This is a genomic window from Escherichia marmotae (assembly GCF_002900365.1).
In the GTDB taxonomy this organism is placed as follows: domain Bacteria; phylum Pseudomonadota; class Gammaproteobacteria; order Enterobacterales; family Enterobacteriaceae; genus Escherichia; species Escherichia marmotae.
On record NZ_CP025979.1, the window covers coordinates 3,215,800 to 3,241,267 of the forward strand.

General features: G+C 52.4%; 24 protein-coding genes. 4 read left to right on the top strand and 20 right to left on the bottom strand.

Annotated features, from left to right (window positions below; genetic code table 11):
• Position 1: 1 nt before the first annotated feature.
• The 11 genes from rffA to trxA all read right to left on the bottom strand — a co-directional run bounded on the left by rffA (position 2) and on the right by trxA (position 10,504).
• Positions 2 to 1,132 (bottom strand): dTDP-4-amino-4,6-dideoxygalactose transaminase, encoded by a 1,131-nt coding sequence (rffA, locus tag C1192_RS16610; RefSeq protein WP_038355368.1) that lies wholly within the window; start codon positions 1,130 to 1,132, stop codon positions 2 to 4.
• Positions 1,133 to 1,136: 4 nt separating this feature from the next.
• Positions 1,137 to 1,811 (bottom strand): dTDP-4-amino-4,6-dideoxy-D-galactose acyltransferase, encoded by a 675-nt coding sequence (gene rffC / locus C1192_RS16615; protein WP_038355367.1) that lies wholly within the window; start codon positions 1,809 to 1,811, stop codon positions 1,137 to 1,139.
• Positions 1,789 to 2,670 (bottom strand): glucose-1-phosphate thymidylyltransferase RfbA, encoded by an 882-nt coding sequence (gene rfbA / locus C1192_RS16620; RefSeq protein ID WP_001517402.1) that lies wholly within the window; start codon positions 2,668 to 2,670, stop codon positions 1,789 to 1,791. Before rfbA ends, rffC begins: the two co-directional genes overlap by 23 nt.
• Positions 2,671 to 2,688: 18 nt before the next feature.
• On the bottom strand, positions 2,689 to 3,756 hold the full coding sequence (rffG, locus tag C1192_RS16625; protein ID WP_001517403.1) for a dTDP-glucose 4,6-dehydratase: 1,068 nt from the start codon (positions 3,754 to 3,756) through the stop codon (positions 2,689 to 2,691).
• Entirely contained in the window at positions 3,756 to 5,018 is a 1,263-nt protein-coding gene (gene wecC, locus C1192_RS16630; protein WP_038355366.1) for a UDP-N-acetyl-D-mannosamine dehydrogenase, read from the bottom strand. Before wecC ends, rffG begins: the two co-directional genes overlap by 1 nt.
• Positions 5,015 to 6,145, bottom strand: a complete 1,131-nt coding sequence (gene wecB, locus C1192_RS16635) for a non-hydrolyzing UDP-N-acetylglucosamine 2-epimerase (protein ID WP_038355365.1) — start codon at positions 6,143 to 6,145, stop codon at positions 5,015 to 5,017. Before wecB ends, wecC begins: the two co-directional genes overlap by 4 nt.
• 55 nt (positions 6,146 to 6,200) lie before the next feature.
• Positions 6,201 to 7,247: an ECA polysaccharide chain length modulation protein gene (wzzE, locus tag C1192_RS16640; protein ID WP_000193465.1), complete on the bottom strand. Its 1,047-nt coding sequence runs from the start codon at positions 7,245 to 7,247 to the stop codon at positions 6,201 to 6,203.
• Between the two features lie 11 nt (positions 7,248 to 7,258).
• The gene (gene wecA, locus C1192_RS16645; protein ID WP_001050950.1) at positions 7,259 to 8,362 is read right to left on the bottom strand and encodes a UDP-N-acetylglucosamine--undecaprenyl-phosphate N-acetylglucosaminephosphotransferase; all 1,104 of its coding nucleotides are present in this window, start codon (positions 8,360 to 8,362) and stop codon (positions 7,259 to 7,261) included.
• Positions 8,363 to 8,601: 239 nt separating this feature from the next.
• Positions 8,602 to 9,861 (bottom strand): transcription termination factor Rho, encoded by a 1,260-nt coding sequence (gene rho, locus C1192_RS16655; RefSeq protein ID WP_001517407.1) that lies wholly within the window; start codon positions 9,859 to 9,861, stop codon positions 8,602 to 8,604.
• Between the two features lie 84 nt (positions 9,862 to 9,945).
• Positions 9,946 to 10,035 carry a rho operon leader peptide gene (locus C1192_RS16660; protein ID WP_052463051.1) on the bottom strand — a complete coding sequence of 30 codons (90 nt, stop codon included), beginning with the start codon at positions 10,033 to 10,035 and terminating at the stop codon, positions 9,946 to 9,948.
• Between the two features lie 139 nt (positions 10,036 to 10,174).
• Entirely contained in the window at positions 10,175 to 10,504 is a 330-nt protein-coding gene (gene trxA / locus C1192_RS16665; RefSeq protein ID WP_001280776.1) for a thioredoxin TrxA, read from the bottom strand.
• A gap of 130 nt (positions 10,505 to 10,634) precedes the next feature.
• Between trxA and rhlB the strand changes: the two genes are divergently transcribed.
• A complete protein-coding gene (gene rhlB, locus C1192_RS16670) occupies positions 10,635 to 11,900 on the top strand; it encodes an ATP-dependent RNA helicase RhlB (protein ID WP_000047512.1) in 1,266 nt (421 codons plus the stop codon).
• A 135-nt stretch (positions 11,901 to 12,035) separates the two neighbouring features.
• Positions 12,036 to 13,520, top strand: coding sequence for a guanosine-5'-triphosphate,3'-diphosphate diphosphatase (gene gppA / locus C1192_RS16680; RefSeq protein WP_001517408.1), 1,485 nt, complete (start codon positions 12,036 to 12,038; stop codon positions 13,518 to 13,520).
• 62 nt (positions 13,521 to 13,582) lie between these two features.
• On the opposite strand, the gene rep is transcribed toward gppA, so the two are convergent.
• Positions 13,583 to 15,604 carry a DNA helicase Rep gene (gene rep / locus C1192_RS16685; RefSeq protein WP_038355364.1) on the bottom strand — a complete coding sequence of 674 codons (2,022 nt, stop codon included), beginning with the start codon at positions 15,602 to 15,604 and terminating at the stop codon, positions 13,583 to 13,585.
• A gap of 86 nt (positions 15,605 to 15,690) precedes the next feature.
• On the opposite strand from rep, the gene ppiC reads away from it, so the two are divergent.
• Positions 15,691 to 15,972 (top strand): peptidylprolyl isomerase PpiC, encoded by a 282-nt coding sequence (ppiC, locus tag C1192_RS16690; RefSeq protein ID WP_001140258.1) that lies wholly within the window; start codon positions 15,691 to 15,693, stop codon positions 15,970 to 15,972.
• 131 nt (positions 15,973 to 16,103) lie between these two features.
• On the opposite strand, the gene ilvC is transcribed toward ppiC, so the two are convergent.
• Entirely contained in the window at positions 16,104 to 17,579 is a 1,476-nt protein-coding gene (gene ilvC / locus C1192_RS16695) for a ketol-acid reductoisomerase (RefSeq protein WP_001517409.1), read from the bottom strand.
• 149 nt (positions 17,580 to 17,728) lie between these two features.
• Here ilvC and ilvY point away from each other — a divergent pair, with 149 nt between their 5' ends.
• Entirely contained in the window at positions 17,729 to 18,622 is an 894-nt protein-coding gene (gene ilvY / locus C1192_RS16700; RefSeq protein ID WP_038355363.1) for an HTH-type transcriptional activator IlvY, read from the top strand.
• Positions 18,623 to 18,673: 51 nt separating this feature from the next.
• On the opposite strand, the gene ilvA is transcribed toward ilvY, so the two are convergent.
• The 7 genes from ilvA to ilvL form a co-directional block, all read right to left on the bottom strand.
• Entirely contained in the window at positions 18,674 to 20,218 is a 1,545-nt protein-coding gene (ilvA, locus tag C1192_RS16705; RefSeq protein ID WP_000785507.1) for a threonine ammonia-lyase, biosynthetic, read from the bottom strand.
• 2 nt (positions 20,219 to 20,220) lie between these two features.
• Positions 20,221 to 22,071, bottom strand: a complete 1,851-nt coding sequence (gene ilvD, locus C1192_RS16710; RefSeq protein WP_038355362.1) for a dihydroxy-acid dehydratase — start codon at positions 22,069 to 22,071, stop codon at positions 20,221 to 20,223.
• Between the two features lie 63 nt (positions 22,072 to 22,134).
• Positions 22,135 to 23,064: a branched-chain-amino-acid transaminase gene (gene ilvE, locus C1192_RS16715; protein ID WP_000208520.1), complete on the bottom strand. Its 930-nt coding sequence runs from the start codon at positions 23,062 to 23,064 to the stop codon at positions 22,135 to 22,137.
• Positions 23,065 to 23,083: 19 nt separating this feature from the next.
• Positions 23,084 to 23,347, bottom strand: a complete 264-nt coding sequence (gene ilvM, locus C1192_RS16720) for an acetolactate synthase 2 small subunit (protein WP_000983255.1) — start codon at positions 23,345 to 23,347, stop codon at positions 23,084 to 23,086.
• Positions 23,344 to 24,990, bottom strand: coding sequence for an acetolactate synthase 2 catalytic subunit (gene ilvG, locus C1192_RS16725; RefSeq protein ID WP_001012639.1), 1,647 nt, complete (start codon positions 24,988 to 24,990; stop codon positions 23,344 to 23,346). The genes ilvM and ilvG overlap by 4 nt, the downstream gene beginning before the upstream one ends.
• A gap of 2 nt (positions 24,991 to 24,992) precedes the next feature.
• On the bottom strand, positions 24,993 to 25,043 hold the full coding sequence (ilvX, locus tag C1192_RS16730) for a peptide IlvX (RefSeq protein WP_101958050.1): 51 nt from the start codon (positions 25,041 to 25,043) through the stop codon (positions 24,993 to 24,995).
• 86 nt (positions 25,044 to 25,129) lie between these two features.
• Entirely contained in the window at positions 25,130 to 25,228 is a 99-nt protein-coding gene (ilvL, locus tag C1192_RS16735; RefSeq protein ID WP_001311244.1) for an ilv operon leader peptide, read from the bottom strand.
• Positions 25,229 to 25,468 lie beyond the last annotated feature (240 nt).

The window sequence follows — 25,468 nt, forward strand, 5'->3', positions numbered from 1 at the left end:
ATCAGGAGAAGTAGTTCAGCAAGGTCGCAATTACCGTGCGTTGATTGACGGGCGACAGATTGTAGAACAGCGGCAGACGCAGCAGGCGCTCGCTCTCTTTGGTGGTGTAGCGATCTTCACCGTGGAACTCACCAAACCGTTCACCCGCCGGGCTTGCGTGCAGCGGAATGTAATGGAACACCGCCATGATTTCTGCTTTTTTCAGGAAGTTAATCAACGCATTCCGGTCATCAATATCACGCAGCTTAATGTAGAACATATGCGCGTTCTGCACGCAGCTATCCGGAATCGACGGCAGTTCGATACGCCCGGCTTTCGCCAGTGGTGCCAGTGCATCGTAATAGTTTTGCCACAGCGCCAGACGCTGCTGGTTGATACGATCCGCTGCTTCCAGTTGCGCCCACAGATATGCGGCTTGCAGATCGGACATCAAATAGCTGGAGCCGATATCGCGCCAGGTGTATTTATCCACCTGACCACGGAAGAACTGGCTACGATTAGTGCCTTTTTCACGGATGATCTCGGCGCGTTCAATCAATTTTTTATCATTAATCAACGTAGCGCCGCCTTCACCACCCGCGGTGTAGTTTTTGGTTTCATGGAAGCTAAAGCAGCCAATATGACCAATGGTTCCCAGCGCACGCCCTTTGTAAGTGGACATCACACCCTGAGCGGCATCTTCCACCACAAACAGGTTATGTTTTTTCGCCAACGCCATAATGGTGTCCATTTCACAGGCCACGCCCGCGTAATGCACCGGCACGATAACGCGCGTTTTGTCGGTGATCGCCGCTTCAATCAGCGTTTCGTCGATGTTCATAGTGTCCGGGCGAACATCCACAAAAACGATTTTCGCTCCACGCAGCACGAAGGCGTTGGCGGTGGAGACAAAGGTATAACTCGGCATGATCACTTCATCGCTAGGCTGGATATCCAACAACAGCGCCGCCATCTCCAGAGAAGCGGTGCAGGACGGCGTCAACAGCGCTTTGGCGCTGCCAAAACGTTGCTCCAGCCACTGCTGGCAGCGACGGGTAAAACCACCATCGCCACACAGTTTGCCGCTACCCATTGCCGACTGCATATAATCGAGTTCGGTTCCCACCACCGGCGGTGCGTTAAATGGAATCATGTGATCACCTGTATAACCAGTACGCGGTGCTTTCTACATTTGCACCACTTTTTATGTATCGTTTAAGCGCGGCGGTGTTGCCCATCTGGGTCGCCACCCGCAATGTTGTTTTACCGCGAGCATACGCCCAGTTTAGCGCCGTTTGCATCAGCTCTGCACCTGCACCGCGTCCTGCCAGCAGGCCAATACGCACGTCTGTCGCATTGAGCTCACGTAAAGAGACATAGCCACGAATATCGCCGGATGGCGTGCGTAAGATCAGACATTGATGATCAAAGGTGCCGTGAACGGCGTTTTCAATCCACTGCGCATAAAAGCGCCCACTGGCTTCAGGCGCATACCACGGTGCACGAAAACGGCTTTGCGCAAATGCCTCACTCGCTAACTGGCGTAGTACTGGAATATCTGTCTCTTGTGCCACTTCTGCGCCGCTATCACTGGCTCTGGTCACGGGTAGCGCCAAATCAACTTCACCTTCTACCAGTGAGAATCCCAACTGTTGCAGGGCATCCAGTTCACCGATATTTGATGCGACTATTTTGGCCTGCACCCGTGACCACGGCGCTAAAGCGTCTGGTGTCAGGAGTGGCGCGTCAGGGTTAATACACACGATGGCGCTATTAACACCAAAGAAGGCATTTTCCCAGGTGAGTGGCTCAATACTGGCGCGGACGGGCACGGAGTAACTCCAGCAGATATTGACCGTAGCCAGTTTTCGTTAATGAACTGGCTGCACGCTTCACACCTTCGTCATCGAGCCAGCCGTTGCGCCAGGCAATCTCTTCCAGGCAGGCAATCTTAAAACCCTGGCGTTTTTCCACCGTCTGCACAAAAGTGCTGGCTTCAATCAGGCTATCGTGAGTACCAGTGTCCAACCAGGCAAACCCGCGCCCGAGAAGTTCAACGGTCAGGTTACCTGCCTCCAGATACATCTGGTTGATGGAGGTAATCTCCAGCTCGCCACGCTCCGAAGGTTTAACTTGTTTGGCGTACTCCACCACTTTGCTGTCGTAGAAATAAAGTCCGGTCACCGCCCAGTTTGATTTCGGCTGTTTTGGCTTTTCTTCCAGCGAGATAGCACGGAAATTGTCGTCAAACTCCACCACACCAAAGCGTTCCGGGTCCATCACCTGATAGCCAAAAATCGTGGCCCCTTCAGTGCGCGCCGCAACATGGCGCAGCTTCGGACTGAAGCCCTGGCCGAAGAAAATATTATCTCCCAGCACCAGACAAGAAGGCTCGCCGTTGAGGAAAGTTTCACCGATGATAAATGCCTGCGCCAGACCGTCCGGGCTGGGCTGTTCGGCATATTCCAGATGGATACCGAATTCGCTACCATCGCCCAGCAGGCGTTGGAAATAACCTTTATCTTCCGGCGTGGTGATGATGAGAATTTCGCGGATACCGGCCAGCATCAGCACCGACAGCGGGTAGTAAATCATTGGCTTATCGTAGATCGGCAACAGTTGCTTCGACACGCCGCGCGTAATCGGATGCAATCGTGTACCGGAACCGCCCGCCAGGATAATACCTTTCATGTTTTCCTCCGCTGAAAATTAGCCTTTCAGACCTAAACGCTCACCCTGATAACTGCCGTCCTGCACCCGCTTCCACCAGCTTTCATTAGCCAAATACCACCGCACCGTTTTGCGCATCCCGCTTTCAAAGGTTTCCTGCGGCAGCCAGCCAAGTTCACGAGCAATTTTCGTGGCATCAATGGCATAACGTAAATCATGCCCCGGGCGGTCAGCGACAAAGGTGATCAGGTCACGATAGTGCGCCACGCCGTGCGGTTTATCCGGAGCCAGTTCTTCCAACAGTTCACAAATGGTTTCCACGACATCGAGATTCTTGCGCTCGTTATGGCCACCAATATTATACGTTTCACCGACTTTACCGGTGGTCACCACGCAGTACAGCGCGCGGGCATGATCTTCAACATACAACCAGTCACGGATTTGCTGCCCGTTGCCATATACCGGCAGCGGTTTACCCGCCAGCGCGTTGAGTATCATCAACGGGATCAGTTTTTCCGGAAAATGGTAAGGGCCGTAGTTATTCGAGCAGTTGGTGATAAGTGTCGGCAGACCGTAGGTACGCAGCCAAGCGCGCACCAGATGGTCGCTGCTGGCTTTCGACGCGGAATAAGGGCTGCTCGGCGCATACGGCGTAGTTTCGGTGAAGAAATCATCCGTAGAGTGCAGGTCGCCGTACACTTCGTCGGTGGAGATATGATGGAAACGAAAGGCCAATTTTTTATCTTCCACCAGCGTATTCCAGTAAGCCCGCGCCGCTTCAAGCAGTGTGTAAGTCCCCACAATGTTGGTTTCGATAAACGCCGCCGGACCATCGATAGAACGGTCAACATGGCTTTCTGCCGCCAGATGCATCACACAGTCGGGCTGATGTTCGATAAAAACGCGTTCCAACGCTGCCCGATCGCAGATATCAACTTTCTCAAAGGCAAAGCGATCGCTCTGCGTGACCGATGCCAGCGACATCAGGTTTCCGGCGTAGGTCAATTTATCGACCACCACCACCGCATCACTTGTTTCGTTGATGATATAACGCACCAGCGCCGAGCCAATAAATCCGGCACCGCCTGTCACCAGAATCTTTCTCATCAGCGCCAGACCCCTTTGGTATCGACGACATACTGCTGCTTAATATGATCGCCGCTGATGGCTTTGAACTGACTGTGATCGACCAACATCACCAGCACGTCTGCCGTCGCCAGCGCTTCGTCAAGCTGCGCCAGCGTGCAAAGCCCGGCCAGTTTTTTCGGCAACTGGTGAATGTTCGGTTCAACGACCAGCGTCTCGCCGTTATGCCACTGGGCGATCAGTTCAGCGATTTCCATCGCCGGGCTTTCGCGCAGGTCATCAATATTCGGTTTAAATGCCAGCCCAAAGCAGGCAATTTTCACTTCGCTGGCGCGTTTATCGGTAGCGGCCAGGCAATCGGCAACCGCCGCTTTCACCTGATCAATTACCCAAAAAGGTTTGTGATCGTTCACTTCCCTGGCAGTACGGATAAGCCGCGCCTGCTGCGGGTTCTGCGCTACGATAAACCACGGGTCAACGGCAATACAGTGGCCGCCCACGCCCGGGCCTGGCTGAAGAATATTGACGCGAGGGTGGCGATTCGCCAGACGAATCAGCTCCCAGACGTTAATTTCCTGCCCGGCGCAAATCAGCGACAGTTCGTTAGCAAACGCGATATTCACATCGCGGAAGCTATTTTCGGTGAGCTTACACATTTCCGCCGTCCGGGAGTTAGTGACAACACACTCACCTTCGAGGAAAATTTTGTACAGTTCACTGGCGCGCGCCGAGCAAACCGGTGTCATGCCACCTATTACACGGTCATTTTTAATCAGCTCGACCATCACCTGCCCCGGTAACACGCGTTCCGGGCAATAGGCAATATTCACGTCGGCCTGTTCGCCCACCTGCTGCGGGAAAGTCAGGTCCGGACGCATTTCTGCTAACCATTCTGCCATTTTCTCGGTTGAACCCACCGGAGAGGTGGACTCAAGGATCACCAGCGCACCTTTTTTCAGCACTGGCGCAATGGAGCGGGCAGCCGATTCGACGTAAGCCATATCCGGCTCATGATCGCCTTTAAACGGCGTTGGTACAGCAATCAGCCAGGCATCAGCCTCAACGGGCGTTGTGCTCGCTCGCAAAAAGCCACCTTCTACGGCAGTTTTTACTACACTCGCCAAATCAGGCTCGACGATATGGATTTCGCCACGATTGATAGTATCAACCGTTTGTTGGTTGATATCGACACCAATCACCTGTTTTTGCCGTGAGGCAAACGCAGCGGCTGTCGGCAGCCCAATGTAACCCAGTCCGATGACAGAAATGGTCGCAAAACTCATAGTGATATCCGATTATTTTTTAACGCTTCCAGAATGCGAGAGCATGCCTGACCATCACCATAGGGGTTATGGGCGCGGCTCATCATTTGATATTCGTTGTCGTCGTTGAGAAGACGTGTCACTTCCTCAACGATCCGTTGTTTATCCGTCCCCACCAGACGCACCGTTCCAGCGGTAACAGCTTCCGGGCGCTCGGTGGTGTCACGCATCACCAGCACCGGTTTACCCAGCGAAGGTGCTTCCTCCTGAATACCGCCAGAGTCGGTCAAAATCAACCATGCGTGATTCATCAGCCAGACAAACGGTAAATACTCCTGGGGATCGATCAGAATGACGTTTTTTACGTGCCCCAGAATGCGACTAACCGGTTCTCTGACATTCGGGTTGAGATGTACCGGATAAACAATCTGGATGTCCTGATGAGTGGTGGCTATTTCTGCCAGCGCATGGCAAATCTCCTCAAAGCCACGACCGAAGCTTTCACGCCTGTGACCGGTCACCAGAATCATCTTCTTATCAGGGTCGATAAACGGGTAATTTGCCGCCAGTTCTGAACGCAGCATCTCGCTGCTCATCACTTGATCGCGCACCCACAACAAAGCGTCGATAACTGTATTGCCGGTAATGAAGATTCGGCTATCAACGACGTTTTCACGTAGCAGGTTTTGCCGTGAGGTCTCAGTTGGGGAGAAATGGTACATTGCCAGATGACCGGTCAGCGTGCGGTTAGCCTCTTCCGGCCACGGCGAGTAAAGATCGCCCGTGCGTAGCCCGGCCTCAACGTGACCAACAGGAATGCGCTGATAAAACGCCGCCAGACTGGTGGCCAGCGTCGTGGTGGTATCGCCGTGTACCAGTACAACGTCTGGTTTGAACTCGGCAAGAATAGGTTTTAATCCCTCAAGAATTCGACAGGTTATCTCTGTCAGTCCCTGTCCTGGCTGCATTATGTTGAGATCGTAGTCAGGTACAATGGAAAAGAGTTTCAGCACCTGATCGAGCATCTCCCGATGCTGCGCAGTGACGCAAACTTTAGCCTCAAAAAAAGGATCTTTTGCCAACGCATGCACCAACGGCGCCATCTTGATGGCTTCCGGGCGCGTACCAAATACAGTCAGTACTTTCACATCGATTCTCTTTGAATAAGCGGCGAGCGCCTTTGTGCTCACCGCAACTGTGTTGCTATTTCGAGCAACGGCGGGTTAATGCGACACCAGCCCCGATCAGCCCCCCGACAATGCCCCACATAATCATCAGGAAGGCACGGCGTGGGCTATCGCGTTTTACCGGTTCTTCCGGTGTACGCAAATAGCGATAGGTCTGAAAACGCGGATCCAGGGTTGGACCAACATTAAGGGTGTTTAACATGGCCCGATTCTGATCATAGTCGAGATCAAAGGCCGGGCCGACGGCCTGTAAATTTTCTAATCGCGCCTGCAGCATCGGGCGACCCAACAAAAACATTTCTGAATCAGGCAATTCATCCGCCGGGACATCTGTCGCGCTGCGAGAGATATTATGTTGCTCAGCGATTTTGAGTGCCTGCTCAATGCTGTTTACCCGGCGGTCGTAGATCGCTTTCGCGACTTCTTCCTGACGCTTCACCTGGGCTTTCATTTGGATAGTGCGCGCTGCCCATGCACCTTTCAGCTCATCATTCAGATGGCTGGCCGCGCGCTGACTGGCGAATGCGACATATTGACGCAGCAGATTATTGGCATCGGGGGCAGTTTCAGCAATCAATTTAACGTTATCGTTGATCGCTCGGGTGAAATCACCGGGAATAAACTGGATGTTGTTGATCATTTCATCCAGCAGAGCCGCATCTGCTTTGCTGTTGCCAACCATCCGCTGTTTGTAATAGTCGGTCTGCAACCAGAAATCGCGGCGGGTGTCCCACGACGCCAGTTGCATAACAAACTCTTTATAGGCTTCGTCCATGACCGATGGTTGATCGGCAGAAGCCATGTTCGAACGAACATCCAGGTTACGTAGAAACTGCTGCTGCGAGTAGTATCCGCCCAGCATATTGACCGTTGGACGATCGGTAATCGCCGTCGCGCTCCACTCCTGACGGGCGAAAAATGTATACGCCAGCGCAATTAACGCAAACGCCAGCCCCATGCCAACAATCCACAGCTTCCCAGCCCACAAGGTACGAAACAACCCACGAATATCCAGTTCATTTTCAGCATTTTCGGCTGGTTTCCCAGGCATTGGTTGCGTCATTACATCCTCGTTTATTTGGTTAAGTTGGGGCTGCCACCACGATTTCTGCGCAGTCGGCGTTTCACACGCTTAATAAAGCGAGCAACCTTCCAGGCGCGCTTAATGCAATAGCCATAGAGGAAGAATGCTAGCAAAAAGAGCACCAGCATGACCCATTCAGGGACAAAATGAGAATATTCTGCCAGTACGCCAATGGAAGCAAGCAGTGCAGCAGCAAGGGTAATCAGCACAAATGCCTGACGAGAAGTAAAACCGGCACGCATGATCAAATGATGAATATGCTGGCGATCAGGCGAGAATGGACTCATGCCTTTACGCAGGCGACGATACATAATCGCCACCATATCCATCAGCGGAATAGCGATAATCCATAATGCAGTCACCGGGCTAATCGGATGTGTTTTGCCCTGAGTAGTTTCAAGCAGGATCCAGATTACGGTAAAACCAATCAATGTACTGCCCGCATCGCCCATAAACACTTTGTAGCGACGCCCCAGAATACCGAGGTTGAGCATGATGTATGGCAGGATGGCGGCGATCATCGCAAAGCACCAGATAGCGAGGCTGGTTTGCCCGTCGAACCACAAAATCATGCCAATTGCCGCAAACGAGACGCAGGACAACCCACCCAGCAGACCATCAATGCCATCAACCATGTTGAAAGCATTAATTGCCGCCCAGACGGCAAACAGCGTCAGGAAATAACCAAACGGCCCAAGCACCATCTCCCAGGAGCCAAAAATATAGCCCAGGCTACTGAGATAAAGTTTGCCAAACACCATCATAACGATGCCAACAGCAGCCTGTATGGTGGCACGGATTTTTACACTAATATCGAAACGGTCATCCAGTGCGCCGATGAACACCAGGACGCCCGCACAGGCGAGGTAGAGAGCTGCATGCGGAATGTAGTAATCAACAATTCCGAACGTAAAGCAAATCCCTGCGAAAACTGAAATCCCCCCAACGAGCGGTATCAATCCCTGGTGACGTTTGCGGAAGTTAGGTTTATCCACTAAACCGACTTTTTTTGCCACCTTACGGGCAAAAAACAGAAACAGTGTCGTGAATAAAAAAATACTGATGAGATCAGTACTCACTGTCAGTAAATTCACAATGCATGCTCTCAGAGAAAATTATTAGCAGAAGTATACCCACGAAGACCTTTATTCAGAAGGGAAACTCCTTTCTGAACCTATCAGCCCTGTGCAAAAATTAATCATTCACCATAAAAATTGTATAAAATACCCGCAATAACCAGGAATTTTCCCACTATCACAGGCATGCCGCTAAGATTACAGATATAAAAGCAAAACGCCACGTAAACACGTGGCGTTTTTGGCATAAGACAAATTTATGAACGTTTCATCATATCGAAGAAATCGTCATTGGTCTTGGTCATTGCCAGTTTATTAATGAGGAATTCCATTGCATCGATTTCGCCCATCGGGTGAATGATTTTGCGCAGGATCCACATTTTCTGTAGCTCTTCCTGAGTGGTGAGCAACTCTTCTTTACGCGTACCGGAACGGTTGTAGTCGATAGCCGGGAAGACGCGTTTTTCTGCGATCTTACGAGAAAGGTGCAGTTCCATGTTACCTGTACCTTTAAACTCTTCGTAGATAACTTCGTCCATTTTGGAACCGGTGTCGATCAACGCCGTCGCGATGATGGTCAGGCTGCCGCCCTCTTCTACGTTACGCGCCGCACCGAAGAATCGTTTCGGACGGTGCAGTGCGTTAGCATCCACACCACCGGTCAGCACTTTACCAGACGCAGGAACAACAGTGTTGTAGGCGCGCGCCAGACGGGTGATGGAGTCGAGCAGAATGATAACGTCTTTCTTGTGCTCAACCAGGCGTTTTGCCTTCTCGATCACCATTTCCGCAACCTGAACGTGGCGAGATGCCGGTTCGTCGAAGGTAGAAGCGACAACTTCACCTTTAACCAGACGCTGCATCTCGGTTACTTCTTCCGGACGTTCGTCGATCAGCAGAACCATCAGCACACAGTCTGGGTGGTTGTAAGCAATGCTCTGGGCGATGTTCTGCAGCAGCATGGTTTTACCCGCTTTAGGCGGTGCCACAATCAGACCACGTTGGCCACGCCCGATTGGTGAAGCCAGATCCAGCACGCGTGCGGTCAAATCTTCAGTAGAACCGTTACCACGTTCCATACGCAGACGAGAGTTTGCGTGCAGCGGGGTTAAGTTCTCAAAGAGGATTTTGTTGCGAGCGTTTTCAGGTTTGTCGAAGTTAACTTCATTAACTTTCAGCAGCGCAAAATAGCGTTCACCTTCTTTCGGCGGGCGAATCTTACCAGAGATGGTATCACCAGTGCGGAGGTTGAAACGGCGGATTTGGCTGGGAGAAACGTAGATGTCATCAGGACCGGCGAGGTAGGAGCTGTCTGCGGAACGGAGGAAACCAAATCCATCCTGCAATATCTCCAGTACGCCATCACCAAAGATATCTTCGCCACTCTTTGCGTGCTGCTTCAGGATGGCAAAAATAATGTCCTGCTTACGCATACGGGCCAGATTTTCCAGCCCCATATTTTCGCCGAGAGTGATCAGCTCAGAAACCGGCGTATTCTTTAATTCGGTAAGATTCATAGTGGTGTGAGTTCTTAAACTTGGGGTAAATCTCGAACTTAATGTTGTGAATGGTATGGCAGGATCATCCATGCCTGTTTACGGTCATCGACTCATGTCTTTTCGCTGTCTGGTCACAGGAGAGTACGCAGAACTGAAACGACAAGACGGATTAGAAATCTGTTCACTTCGCATTAGATAAAAACGGGAAGCGTTGGATATTACAAGATTCAAACTTAATAAGGTAAGTTTAATACGAAGTCAACATTAAGTTAGCATGGCTCACGCCGGGCGTCCAGTTTTTAGCGACGGGGCACCCGAACATGACGTTCCCTTATGCCAGGTTGGCGTCGAGGAACTCTTTCAACTGACCTTTGGACAGTGCACCCACTTTGGTTGCCGCGACTTCACCGTTTTTGAACAGCAACAGAGTCGGGATACCACGGATGCCATATTTCGGCGCAGTGCCAGGGTTTTGATCGATGTTCAGTTTTGCAACGGTCAGTTTACCCTGATATTCGTCAGCGATTTCATCCAGAATCGGGGCGATCATTTTGCACGGACCGCACCACTCTGCCCAGAAATCGACGAGGATCGCCCCGTCCGCTTTGAGTACATCCGTATCAAAACTGTCGTCAGTCAGGTGAATAATTTTATCGCTCATATATAACTCCACAGGAATAAGCCTGGCGTGTTGGTTTCGTTGTTGGTGTAACATTAACCAACTAAAGGTTGACTTTATTTCACCGGATACGCTTTCGTAAAGCAATAGTAAGCTGATATTCTATCACACTATGAGCAAAACACATTTAACAGAACAGAAGTTTTCCGACTTCGCCCTGCATCCGAAAGTTGTAGAAGCCCTTGAAAAAAAAGGGTTTCATAACTGTACGCCCATTCAGGCACTGGCCCTTCCGCTAACGCTGGAAGGTCGTGACGTAGCCGGGCAGGCGCAAACCGGTACTGGGAAAACGATGGCGTTCCTGACGTCAACGTTTCATTACCTTCTCTCTCATCCCACCATTGCCGATCGCAAGGTGAACCAGCCACGTGCCTTAATTATGGCACCGACGCGTGAACTTGCCGTGCAGATCCACGCCGACGCGGAGCCGCTGGCGCAAGCTACCGGTCTGAAGCTGGGCCTGGCTTATGGCGGCGACGGCTACGACAAACAGCTAAAAGTGCTGGAAAGCGGCGTTGACATCCTGATTGGCACCACGGGTCGTTTAATCGACTACGCCAAACAGAATCACATTAACCTTGGCGCTATTCAGGTCGTGGTGCTGGACGAAGCCGATCGTATGTACGATCTGGGCTTTATTAAAGATATTCGCTGGCTGTTTCGCCGTATGCCGCCAGCAAATCAGCGCCTCAACATGCTGTTCTCCGCCACGCTTTCGTACCGGGTACGTGAACTGGCGTTCGAGCAGATGAATAACGCCGAATACATCGAAGTGGAACCGGAACAGAAAACGGGCCACCGCATTAAAGAAGAGCTTTTCTACCCTTCTAACGAAGAAAAAATGCGTTTGCTGCAAACGCTGATCGAAGAAGAGTGGCCAGACAGAGCGATTATTTTCGCCAACACCAAACATCGTTGCGAAGAGATCTGGGGTCACCTGGCGGCAGATGGTCATCGTGTCGGGCTGTTGACGGGCGATGTGGCGCAGAAAAAACGTCTGCGTATTCTTGATGAATTTACCCGTGGCGATCTGGATATTCTGGTTGCCACCGACGTAGCCGCACGTGGTTTGCATATTCCGGCCGTAACCCACGTCTTTAACTACGATTTACCCGATGACTGTGAAGATTACGTTCACCGTATCGGCCGTACTGGCCGCGCTGGTGCAAGTGGTCATTCCATCAGCCTGGCGTGTGAAGAGTATGCATTGAATTTGCCTGCCATTGAGACCTATATTGGTCATTCTATTCCGGTAAGCAAATACAATCCGGACGCATTGATGACCGATCTGCCAAAACCGCTACGCTTGACGCGCCCACGCACAGGCAACGGTCCGCGTCGTACAGGCGCTCCACGTAATCGTCGTCGTTCAGGTTAAATAAATAATGTCATACTCAAAATCATTCAAACTGCATCAAGATGGCAAGAGAATGAATCCCGATGAGCTTACTGTAGTAAGTGATTCGGGTGAAAGAACACAGCCAACGCAGAGACAGATTGAAGGATGAAGAGTATGAGTTCCACCTCGTCGCTTTATGCAGCCATTGATCTCGGTTCGAATAGTTTTCATATGCTGGTTGTGCGCGAGGTGGCTGGTAGTATCCAGACGCTGACGCGAATTAAACGCAAAGTACGTCTGGCTGCTGGTCTGAACAGCGAAAATGCCCTGTCTAATGAAGCAATGGAGCGCGGCTGGCAATGCCTGCGCCTGTTTGCTGAACGTCTGCAAGATATCCCTCCTTCGCAAATTCGCGTTGTTGCTACGGCGACGTTACGTCTTGCTGTCAACGCTGGTGATTTTATTGCCAAAGCGCAGGAAATACTTGGTTGTCCGGTGCAGGTGATCAGCGGTGAAGAGGAAGCTCGTCTGATTTATCAGGGCGTTGCTCACACTACCGGTGGAGCCGATCAGCGCCTGGTGGTGGATATCGGGGGAGCCAGTACTGAACTGGTAACCGGCACGGGTGCACAAACCACCTCTCTGTTCAGTCTGTCGATGGGCTGCGTCACCTGGCTGGAACGCTATTTTGCCGATCGTAATCTGGGGCAGGAAAATTTTGATGCCGCAGAAAAAGCGGCACGCGAAGTGTTACGTCCGGTTGCCGATGAATTGCGTTATCACGGCTGGAAAGTGTGCGTTGGCGCTTCCGGCACCGTGCAGGCCTTGCAAGAAATCATGATGGCGCAGGGAATGGATGAACGCATTACCCTGGAAAAGTTGCAACAACTGAAACAGCGCGCCATTCATTGCGGTCGGCTGGAGGAGCTGGAGATCGACGGGCTGACGCTGGAACGCGCGTTAGTATTCCCGAGTGGTCTGGCGATCCTGATAGCTATTTTTACCGAACTGAATATTCAGTGTATGACGCTGGCTGGCGGCGCACTGCGTGAAGGCCTGGTTTACGGCATGTTACATCTGGCCGTCGAGCAGGATATTCGCAGCCGTACGCTGCGTAATATTCAGCGCCGCTTTATGATCGATATCGATCAGGCACAGCGCGTAGCCAGCGTTGCGGCTAACTTCTTCGATCAGGTGGAAAATGCATGGCATCTTGAAGCAATTAGCCGCGATTTGCTAATCAGTGCCTGTCAACTTCATGAAATTGGCCTGAGCGTTGATTTCAAACAAGCGCCGCAACATGCTGCTTATCTGGTGCGAAACCTGGATCTTCCCGGTTTTACTCCCGCGCAGAAAAAACTGCTGGCGACGCTGTTGCTCAACCAAACTAATCCGGTCGATCTCTCATCGCTGCATCAACAAAATGCCGTCCCTCCGCGCGTTGCGGAACAACTCTGTCGTTTACTGCGCCTGGCCATCATTTTTGCCAGCCGTCGCCGTGACGATTTAGTGCCGAAGATTCAATTACAGGCCAGCCATGAACAGTTGACCTTGACGCTGCCGCAAGGGTGGTTAGCCCAACATCCGCTGGGTAAAGAGATTATCGAGCAAGAAAGCCAATGGCAGAGTTATGTTCATTGGCCGCTGGAAGTATATTAACGAGTAATGTGCCGGATGCGATGCTAACGCATCCTGTCCGGCGATAATTCCGTGCCCCTTAACTATTTCCCTCGTTTTGCTGCCATCATCGCTTTCAGATTTGCCAGATGGCTTTGCCCTTTCTGCATCCGTTCTTCCGCGCTGACCACTTTGCGCTCCTGCTCCCAAATCAGATCATCCTGCGGTAACTCTAACAGGAAGCGACTCGGCTCCGGGCGCACCAGTTCACCGTACTGACGACGCTCTTTACACAGCGTAAAGGTCAATTCCTTCTGGGCGCGGGTGATCCCTACATAGGCCAGCCGCCGCTCCTCATCAATATTGTCTTCATCGATGCTGCTCTGGTGCGGTAAAAATCCTTCTTCCATACCGACCATGAAAACATAGGGAAACTCCAGCCCTTTCGATGCGTGGAGAGTCATCAGTTGCACCTGATCCAGTTCTTCCTCGCTTTCACCTCGCTCCATCATGTCGCGCAGAGTAAAGCGCGTCACCACCTGGGTTAACGTCATCGGCTCATCCAGTTCGCTGCCTTCCAGCATCTCCGTCATCCAGCTAAACAGTTGGTTGACGTTCTTCATGCGCATTTCGGCGGCTTTCGGGCTGGGCGATGTTTCGTACAGCCAGGATTCATAATCCATGCCGTGGATCAGATCGCGCACCGCAGCAATCGGCTCCCGCTCCGCCAGACGCTGGATTTCCGCCAGCCAATGAGTAAAGCGAGTCAACGCTTCATAACCACGCCCACTCAGTGTTTGACTCAATCCCATATCAAAACTGGCGGTAAACATACTTTTATTGCGGGTCATCGCCCACTCGCCCAGCTTTTTCAGCGTTGCCGGGCCAATCTCTCGTTTCGGCGTGTTGACGATACGCAGGAACGCACTGTCATCGTCCAGGTTAGTCAGCACACGCAGATAAGCCAGCAAATCCTTGATTTCCGGGCGGGAGAAGAATGAAGTACCGCCGGAAATTTTGTACGGGATGCGGTTTTGCATCAGGAATTTTTCAAACACTCGCGACTGATGATTACCGCGATAGAGAATGGCGTAATCTTTGTACTGTGTTTTATTGACGAAGTGATGCGCAATCAGCTCGCCAGTAACGCGCTCGGCTTCATGTTCTTCATTATTCGCGCTTAATACTTTTAGCTCCGCGCCGTAGCCCAGTTCGGAGAACAGGCGCTTTTCAAAGACGTGCGGGTTATTAGCGATAAGGATGTTGGCCGCTTTCAGAATACGTCCGGAAGAGCGGTAGTTCTGCTCCAGCTTAATCACCTTCAACGCCGGGAAATCCTGGCTCAACAGCACCAGATTTTGCGGACGGGCACCACGCCATGAGTAGATTGACTGATCGTCATCGCCCACCACGGTAAAGCGCGCGCGGCTACCCACCAGCAGTTTCACCAGTTCATACTGGCTGGTGTTGGTGTCCTGATACTCATCCACCAGCAGGTAGCGAATTTTGTTCTGCCAGCGTTCGCGTACTTCTTCATTGCGTTGCAACAACAACGTTGGCAGCAAAATCAGGTCATCGAAGTCGAGAACGTTGCACGCTTTCAGGTGCGCATCATACAGTCCATAACAATGGGCAAAAATACGATCCCGCTCGCCCTTTGCCTCTGCCGCCGCCTGCGCCGGAGTTTTCAGATCGTTCTTCCAGTTAGAGATGGTCGAAATCAACTGTTGCAGGAGAACTTTGTCATCTTCAATCAGACCCTCGGTCAGCTCTTTGAGCAACGCCATCTGATCGGTATCGTCAAACAGCGAAAAGTTCGCTTTCATTCCCAGCGCCGCATATTCGCGCTTGATGATATCCAGCCCTAATGTATGGAAGGTGGAGATCATCAACCCACGCGCCTCTTTGCGCCCCAGCGTCTGCCCAACACGCTCTTTCATCTCGCGTGCCGCCTTATTGGTAAAGGTCACCGCTGCAATATGTCGCGTCTGGTAACCGCAACCGCGGATCAGATGGGCGATTTTATTGGTGATAACACGAGTTTTACCGGAACCCGCGCCCGCCAGCACCAGGCAGGGGCCGGTAACGAATTCGACAGCTTGTTGTTGGCCGGGGTTTAGACGCATAGAAAAATCGCTCAATGAAAGTCGGGAGGGGAAAATAACAGCGTGGTAGTATAGCCAGCCTCATCCATACCACTCAAGGCACGATCATGGCAAAAACGGCAGCAGCACTGCATATCCTTGTAAAAGAAGAGAAACTGGCTCTGGAACTTCTGGAACAGATTAAGAACGGCGCTGATTTCGGCAAGCTGGCGAAGAAGCACTCCATTTGCCCGTCAGGCAAACGCGGCGGTGATTTAGGTGAGTTCCGCCAGGGTCAGATGGTTCCGGCATTCGATAAAGTGGTTTTCTCTTGTCCGGTACTGGAGCCAACCGGCCCGCTGCACACCCAGTTCGGCTATCACATCATTAAGGTGCTGTACCGTAACTAACAAAAAAACCCGGTGCATTTGAACACCGGGTTTTTGCCTGATGGCGCTGCGCTTATCAGGCCTACAGAACGTGCACTTTTTGTAGGCCGGATAAGGCGTTTACGCCGCCATCCGGCACCGTATGTAGCCGCTTAGCCTGCAACCGCAATACGTTTCATATCCGTCATATAGCCACGCAGTTTCTTACCTACCTGCTCGATAGCATGGCTGCGAATGGCTTCATTCACATCACGCAGTTGCGCGTTATCAACGGCACCTTCCGGAATAGCTTTACCCAGATCGCCCGGTTGCAGCTCTGCCATAAACGGTTTCAGCAGCGGCACGCAGGCGTAAGAGAACAAGTAGTTACCATACTCGGCGGTATCAGAGATAACGACGTTCATTTCGTACAGACGCTTACGGGCGATGGTGTTGGCAATCAGCGGCAGTTCGTGCAGTGATTCGTAGTAAGCCGACTCTTCAATGATGCCGGAATCAACCATGGTTTCGAACGCCAGTTCAACGCCTGCTTTTACCATCGCGATCATCAGTACGCCTTTATCGAAGTACTCCTGCTCACCGATTTTGCCTTCAAACTGCGGCGCGGTTTCGAACGCGGTTTTGCCGGTCTCTTCACGCCAGGTCAGCAGTTTCTTATCATCATTGGCCCAGTCAGCCATCATGCCGGAGGAGAATTCGCCGGAGATGATGTCGTCCATATGTTTCTGGAACAGCGGTGCCATGATCTCTTTCAGTTGTTCAGAGAGCGCATAAGCACGCAGTTTTGCCGGGTTAGAGAGCCTGTCCATCATCAGGGTGATGCCACCCTGCTTCAGAGCTTCGGTGATGGTTTCCCAACCGAACTGAATCAGTTTTTCTGCATATGCCGGGTCGGTGCCTTCTTCCACCAGCTTGTCGAAGCACAGCAGAGAACCAGCCTGCAACATACCGCACAGTATGGTTTGTTCGCCCATCAGGTCAGATTTCACTTCCGCAACGAAGGAGGATTCCAGCACGCCCGCACGGTGACCACCGGTAGCCGCAGCCCAGGCTTTGGCAATCGCCATACCTTCGCCTTTCGGATCGTTTTCCGGGTGAACGGCAATCAGCGTCGGTACGCCAAACCCACGTTTGTACTCTTCACGCACTTCAGTGCCCGGGCATTTTGGTGCAACCATCACCACAGTGATGTCTTTACGGATCTGCTCACCCACTTCTACGATGTTGAAGCCATGGGAGTAACCCAGCGCCGCACCGTCTTTCATCAGCGGCTGAACAGAACGCACTACGTCGGAGTGCTGCTTATCCGGCGTCAGGTTAACCACCAGATCCGCCTGCGGGATCAGCTCTTCGTAAGTGCCGACTTTAAAACCGTTTTCGGTCGCTTTACGCCAGGAAGCGCGTTTCTCAGCGATCGCCTCTTTACGCAGGGCATAAGAGATGTCCAGACCAGAATCACGCATGTTCAGGCCCTGGTTCAGGCCCTGTGCACCACAACCGACGATGACCACTTTTTTACCCTGAAGGTAGCTCGCGCCGTCAGCGAATTCTTCGCGGCCCATAAAGCGACATTTACCCAACTGCGCCAGTTGCTGGCGCAGATTCAGTGTATTGAAGTAGTTAGCCATGGTGATTCCTCATGATGTTGTGCTTCTTATTGTTCGGTTCGCGTTTGCGAGATTAAATTCACTATATGTCAGGAAACTTATTGCGGAAATTGATATATTCACAACGTCACATTGCAATTTCTGCAACGTCAAAATCGAGGGCTGTGCCTGTGGATTTACGCGATCTGAAAATGTTTCTACATCTGGCGGAAAGCCGTCATTTTGGGCGCAGCGCGCGGGCGATGCACGTCAGCCCATCGACACTTTCACGGCAGATTCAGCGCCTGGAAGAAGATCTCGGCCAACCGCTATTTATACGCGATAACCGGACGGTAACGCTGACCGAAGCGGGCGAAGAGCTGCGTGTTTTCGCCCAGCAAACGCTGTTGCAATATCAGCAACTGCGCCACACCATCGACCAGCAAGGGCCGTCGCTCTCTGGCGAGTTACATATTTTCTGCTCGGTGACCGCTGCTTACAGCCATCTTCCGCCGATTCTTGATCGCTTCCGCGCGGAACACCCGTCGGTGGAGATCAAGCTCACCACCGGTGATGCGGCGGATGCGATGGAAAAAGTTGTCACCGACGAAGCGGATTTGGCGATTGCCGGTAAGCCAGAGACGTTACCCGGTGCAGTGGCATTTTCGATGCTGGAGAATCTGGCGGTAGTGCTGATCGCACCTGCGCTGCCCTGCCCGGTTCGTAATCAGGTATCTGTAGAGAAGCCGGACTGGTCGACGGTGCCGTTTATCATGGCCGATCAGGGACCAGTGCGCCGCCGCATTGAACTGTGGTTCCGACGCAATAAAATCAGCAACCCGATGATTTACGCCACGGTCGGCGGGCATGAAGCGATGGTATCGATGGTGGCGCTAGGCTGTGGCGTGGCATTGTTACCGGAAGTTGTGTTGGATAATAGTCCTGAACCTGTACGCAACCGTGTGATGATTCTTGATCGCAGCGATGAGAAAACACCATTTGAACTGGGCGTTTGCGCACAAAAAAAGCGGCTACATGAGCCGCTGATTGAGGCGTTCTGGAAGATTTTACCCAACCACAAATAACGTTGACGCGTGGGTAGGCCTGATAAGCGAAGCGCCATCAGGCATTTTTCCCTAACCCGCCAAAAAGAACCTGAACGCCGGGTTATTGGTTTCGTCGTGACAATCGTAGCCCAGCTCATTCAGCCGGGTTTCGAAATCCGGTTCATGGTCGCCAAGTTCGAACGCCGCCAGTACACGCCCGTAGTCGGTGCCATGACTGCGATAGTGGAACAAAGAGATATTCCAGTGCGTACCCAGCGTGTTAAGAAAGCGCAGCAGCGCGCCCGGTGATTCCGGGAATTCGAAGCTGTAGAGGCGTTCCTGCAACGGATGCGATGGACGCCCGCCGACCATATAGCGCACATGTAGCTTCGCCATTTCGTCATCGGAGAGATCAACCACGCTGTAGCCGCCTTCGTTGAGCATCTGCAAAATTTCTTTGCGCTCCTCAAGGCCGCGGCTTAAGCGCACGCCGACAAAAATGCAGGCATTTTTGGCATCTGCAAAGCGATAGTTGAACTCTGTGACCGAGCGCCCACCGAGTAGCTGGCAAAATTTAAGGAAACTGCCTTTTTCTTCCGGAATGGTCACCGCCAGCAATGCTTCGCGCTGTTCACCCAGTTCGCAACGTTCCGAGACGTAGCGCAGGCCGTGGAAATTGACGTTAGCTCCCGAGAGCACATGCGCCAGGCGCTCACCGCGAATGTTGTGCTGGGCGATATATTTTTTCATTCCCGCCAGCGCCAACGCGCCAGACGGCTCCGCCACCGCGCGCACATCTTCGAACAGGTCTTTCATCGCCGCACAGATGGCATCGCTATCAACGGTGATGATGTCGTCGAGATACTCCTGACACAGACGGAACGTTTCGTCACCAATGCGCTTGACCGCGACCCCCTCAGCAAACAAACCTACGCGCGGCAGGTCAACAGGATGACCTGCATCCAGCGCCGCTTTCAGGCAGGCTGAATCTTCCGCTTCCACGGCTATCACTTTGATTTGCGGCATCAGTTGTTTGATCAGCACCGCCACCCCCGCCGCCAGACCGCCGCCGCCGACCGGCACAAATACGCGATCAAGATGGGCGTCCTGCTGGAGCAATTCCAGCGCCAGCGTGCCCTGTCCGGCAATCACCATCGGATGATCAAATGGCGGAACCCAGGTGAAGCCCTGCTGCTGCGACAGTTCAATCGCTTTGGCTTTTGCTTCATCAAAGTTCGCACCGTGAAGCAACACTTCGCCGCCGAAGCCGCGTACCGCATCAACTTTGATATCAGCGGTGGCGGTTGGCATGACGATTAGCGCCTTCACGCCTAATCGTGCGGAGGAGAACGCAACGCCCTGCGCGTGGTTACCCGCAGAAGCAGTGATCACGCCGTGCGCTTTCTGTTCTTCCGTCAGGCCCGCCATCATGGCGTATGCGCCGCGCAGCTTAAAGCTGTGCACTGGCTGGCGGTCTTCGCGCTTTACCAGAATGACGTTATCAAGACGCGACGAGAGTTTTTCCATTTTCTGCAGCGGCGTGACCTGCGCCGCTTCATAGACCGGCGCGCGTAGCACCGCCCGTAAATACTCAGCGCCTTCCGGTGCGCCAGACAGGGGTAGTGAGTCTGCCATTATTAACCCCCCAGTTTCGATTTATCGCGTACCGCACCTTTGTCGGCACTGGTCGCCAGGCTGGCGTAAGCGCGCAGAGCAAAGGAGACCTGACGTTCACGGTTTTTCGGCGTCCAGGCTTTATCACCACGGGCTTCCTGCGCTTCACGACGTGCCGCCAGTTCTGCATCACTTACTTGTAACTGAATGCTGCGGTTCGGAATGTCGATGGCGATCAGGTCACCGTCTTCAATCAGGCCAATGCTGCCGCCACTTGCCGCTTCCGGTGAGACGTGACCGATGGAAAGGCCAGAGGTGCCGCCAGAGAAGCGACCGTCGGTGATCAGTGCACAGGCTTTACCGAGGCCCATCGATTTCAGGAAGCTGGTTGGGTAGAGCATTTCTTGCATCCCCGGACCGCCTTTCGGCCCTTCGTAGCGGATCACGACTACGTCGCCTGCCACAACTTTGCCACCGAGGATCGCTTCTACCGCGTCGTCCTGACTTTCATACACTTTCGCCGGACCGGTAAATTTCAGGATGCTGTCATCGACGCCCGCTGTTTTAACAATACAGCCGTTTTCCGCGAAGTTACCGTAAAGTACAGCCAGACCACCGTCCTGGCTGTAGGCGTGTTCCAGTGAGCGGATACAACCGTTAGCACGGTCGTCATCGAGGGAGTCCCAACGGCAATCCTGCGAGAACGCCTGGGTGGTACGGATACCCGCCGGACCTGCACGAAACATATTTTTTACCGCATCATCCTGGGTCAACATGACGTCGTAGTGTTCCAGCGTTTGCGGCAACGTCAGACCGAGCACGTTTTTCACATTGCGATTCAGTAATCCCGCGCGATCCAGTTCCCCGAGGATACCGATAACGCCACCAGCACGGTGAACATCTTCCATATGGTATTTCTGAGTGCTCGGCGCAACTTTGCACAACTGCGGGACTTTGCGTGAAAGTTTATCGATATCACTCATCGTGAAATCGATTTCTGCTTCCTGCGCCGCTGCCAGCAGATGGAGAACGGTGTTAGTGGAACCGCCCATCGCGATATCCAGCGTCATGGCGTTTTCAAATGCCGCTTTGCTGGCAATATTACGCGGCAGGGCGCTTTCATCGTTTTGCTCGTAGTAACGTTTGGTCAGCTCGACAATGCGTTTACCGGCGTTAAGGAACAATTGCTTACGGTCAGCGTGGGTTGCCAGCAGTGAGCCGTTACCCGGCTGCGACAAGCCCAGCGCTTCGGTCAGGCAGTTCATCGAGTTGGCGGTGAACATCCCGGAGCAGGAGCCGCAAGTTGGGCAGGCTGAACGCTCAACCTGATCGCTCTGGGAGTCAGAGACTTTCGGATCTGCCCCCTGGATCATCGCATCAACCAGATCAAGTTTGATGATCTGATCGGACAGTTTGGTTTTTCCGGCCTCCATCGGACCACCGGAAACAAAGATCACCGGAATATTCAGGCGTAGGGAGGCCATCAGCATCCCTGGGGTGATTTTGTCGCAGTTGGAGATACAGACCATCGCGTCGGCGCAGTGGGCGTTCACCATATACTCAATGGAATCAGCGATCAGTTCGCGAGATGGCAGTGAATAAAGCATGCCCCCGTGGCCCATGGCGATCCCATCATCCACCGCAATGGTGTTGAACTCTTTGGCAACACCGCCAGCCGCTTCAATTTGTTCAGCGACCAGTTTACCGAGATCGCGCAGATGGACGTGGCCCGGTACAAATTGGGTGAACGAGTTCACAACCGCGATAATCGGTTTGCCAAAATCGGCGTCGGTCATTCCGGTGGCGCGCCACAGCGCACGAGCCCCCGCCATATTACGGCCATGAGTGGTGGTGGCGGAACGGTACTTAGGCATACTTTATTTACTCCCAGTGTCTGTCTCGTAAATGGGACGGTGCGTGCCATCCCATTTTTGTATTTATTGATTAACTTGATCCAACCAGCCCCATTTATCTTCGGTTTCGCCGGTGAAGAGGCCAAAGAAGGCTTGCTGAATACGTTTGGTAACCGGGCCACAACGACCTTCGCCTACCTGAATACCGTCTACACTGCGCACTGGCGTGATTTCAGCCGCAGTACCGGACATAAAGACTTCATCTGCCAGATAGAGTGATTCGCGCGACAGAACTTGCTCACGCACTTCAATTCCCAGCTCTTTCGCCAGTTTGATGATGGCGTCACGGGTAATGCCCGGTAATGCGGATGAGGTAAACGGCGGGGTGAACAGCACGCCATCTTTCACTTCAAACAGGTTTTCGCCTGCACCTTCAGAGATGTAACCATTCACATCCAGCGCGATACCTTCCTGATAGCCATGGCGGCGCGCTTCGCTACCCACCAGCAGGGAAGAGAGGTAATTACCACCCGCTTTCGCCGCAGTTGGGATGGTGTTTGGTGCTGCGCGGTTCCAGGAGGAAACCATCGCATCAATCCCCTGCTCCAGCGCTTCTGCGCCCAGATACGCTCCCCACGGGAAAGCGGCGATAATCACGTCGGTGGAGTATCCCGCTGGCGGGTTTACGCCCATGCCAACGTCACCGACAAAAATCAGCGGACGGATATAGGCACTGGTGAGATTATTTTTGCGGATTACGTCGCGGCAGGCTTCCATCAGCTCATCAATACTCTGTGAAACCGGGAAGCGATAGATTTTTGCGGAGTCATGCAGACGCTGCATATGCTCACGATGACGGAATACAACCGGTCCTTTATGTGAGTCGTAGCAACGGATACCTTCAAAAACCGAGGTGCCATAGTGCAGCGCGTGCGACATTACATGCACCTTCGCGTCTTCCCAGCGAACCATCTCCCCATTGAACCAAATGTAATCAGCTTTCTTCGTGGTCATTTTTATATTCCTTTTGCGCTCAGGCGCGGATTTGTTGTGATGTTGTTGTGCTCTGGCAGATGGCAACGTGTGCGACGTCCACCAGTTTATTTAACTGACTAAACAGTAAGTCGACCGACCGTGGGCTGGCAACGGTCAATTCGATATTTATATTTTGTGCATCACTGGCGGCAGCCATATTCATTGAGCAAACATGGAAACCACGATGGCGCACCACGCGTAAAACACGTTCTAAGGTTTCCGGATTGAAGCGAGCCGATACATTAACCTGATGTTGCATCATGATAATTTCTCCAACATTTCTGAATTACTGGCACCAGGCGGCACCAGTGGCCAGACGTTCTCAAGTTCGTCGATTGAGACATGAAGCAGGTATGGCCCATCACTGTTCAGCATGGTGTCGAGTGCCGCTTCAACCTGGTCTTTACGGGTGATGTGTTGGCCAGGGATACCGAAGGCTCTGGCTAACATGAGGAAATCGGGGTTATCGGTAAGGGTGGTTTCGCTGTATCTTTCCTGGAAAAACAGTTGCTGCCATTGTCGAACCATCCCTAACCGTTGGTTATCGAGTAAGACGATTTTCAACGGTAATTGCTTGCGTTTTACGGTGCCCAACTCTTGCACATTCATCATGAAAGAGCCGTCACCGGAGATACAAACAACGGTATCGTTCGGTCGCGCGACTTGCGCGCCAACCGCCGCTGGTAAACCGAAACCCATGGTGCCTAACCCACTGGATGTGATGAAATTTTCCGGACGAGTATGGGCAATGTGCTGCGCGGCCCACATCTGATGCTGTCCCACATCCGTGGTCACAACACAATCCGCAGCCTTACGATCCGACAGTTGTTTTAACAACAACGGCGCGTAGATAGCCTCTCCGGGGTGATCGTAGCGCCAAGCATGTTCATCACGCAGTTGTGCGCAATATTGCTGCCAGCCATTGATATTTAACGACTGCTGTAATGCCGGTAACAAAGCATTCAAATCGCCCTGTAATGCCACATGCGCCTGACGCAGTTTGTTCATTTCTGCTGGGTCGATATCCATATGGATCACGCAGGCATGTGGTGCGAAGGTATTCAGTTTGCCGGTAACCCGGTCATCAAAACGTGCACCCACGGCGATCAGCAGATCACACTCCTGTACCGCGAAGTTCGCCGCTTTGGTGCCGTGCATCCCCAACATTCCCAGATAGTACGGATAATCCGTCTCGACTGCGCCCAGCCCTTTCAACGTACAGGTGACAGGCATTTTTGTGGTCGTGAGAAACTCACGCAGAGCAGGAACAGCCTGCGCCATACCGACACCGCCGCCGACATACAACATCGGCTTTTGCGCTTTAGTCAGCATCTGTCGCGCTTGCTCAACTTCTGCATGTGGAAAAGTCACTTCGTTTTCAACGGTGGTGAACCACGGTTCCAGATCGCCGCTGGCTAACTGAATATCTTTTGGGATATCAACCAGAACCGGGCCGGGACGACCTGAGCTGGCGACATCAAACGCTTCCGCCATGATGCGCGGTAATTCTTCCAGCGACTGCACCAGGAAGCTGTGTTTGGTACAGGCTAACGACAATCCCAGTACATCCACTTCCTGAAATGCGTCGGTGCCGATAAACGGTGCGGACACCTGACCGGTGATGGCAACAACCGGAACAGAATCTAACAGCGCATCCGCCAGTCCGGTGATCAGATTGGTTGCACCAGGGCCAGACGTGGCAATGCATACACCGGTTTTGCCGGTAGCACGAGCATAGCCGATAGCTGCCATTGCCGCCCCTTGCTCATGTCGGCACAACAAGTGCTCCACGCCGCCGTCATACAATGCATCATAAACCGGCATAATTGCGCCACCCGGATAACCAAAAACGGTATTCACCCCCTGTGCCCGCAACGCATGTACCACCCACTGTGCGCCATTCATAGTTAGTTCCCCGTCCTGACTCTTGAGAAACAGAATTTTGTGCTGTTATTCATTGTCTGCTTCTCGGTTATGTTTTTAAGGTCAAAAAAAACCCCCGGACCTTTCGGTGCGGGGGTCTTAGTTCGTTAAGGCTTGATCTCTAAGCCTTTCCTCGTCCAAGTGCAGCCCCGCACGGTGGGATAATAATCACCACCACGCTAATCACGACCAGGCTAATCACTCGTAGAAGGGCTGTCATTTTGTCTTTTCTTGCATCTTGTTCGAAGGAATACCTAAAGAGTTACCATAGATTTTGCGAATGGCACAAGATATTTTTTGGTCGCTTTTTATGACAAATATAATAATTTATATAAAAACCATTGTTTTTTATATAAAAAATAGTGAATGAAAAAAATTCAATTTCCGTATAATTCTTGCCCTTTCTTAAAGACTAATTCTTGCACGCCTCATTTTTGCGAGCGTTAATCCATCGCTAATA